Consider the following 272-nt stretch of genomic DNA (forward strand, 5'->3'; position numbering starts at 1 on the left):
CCGGCTCCGGCGGCACCGACGTGGTGACGCTGGACGCGGCCGGCGGCACGCTGACCGTCTCCGCCCTGGAGATCCTCGTCGGCGGGTCGGGCACCGATCTGGTGACGCTGGGGGCGACCGGCAACACGGTGCTGCTGCGCGGTCTTGAAACTCTGACGGGTGCTGCGGGCACCGACATCATCACGGTGGGCGACACCGGCACGACGATGACGGTGGGCCTGATGGAGACGCTGGCCGGCGGTGCGGGCACCGATGTGATCACCATCGGTGCC

General features: G+C 71.3%; 1 pseudogene. It reads left to right on the plus strand.

From position 1 onward, the window contains the following. A pseudogene (locus tag HL658_RS36505) lies at positions 1-272 on the plus strand (hypothetical protein); the annotation flags it as partial.

It is taken from the genome of Azospirillum oleiclasticum (assembly GCF_013423485.1).
Lineage (GTDB): Bacteria > Pseudomonadota > Alphaproteobacteria > Azospirillales > Azospirillaceae > Azospirillum > Azospirillum oleiclasticum.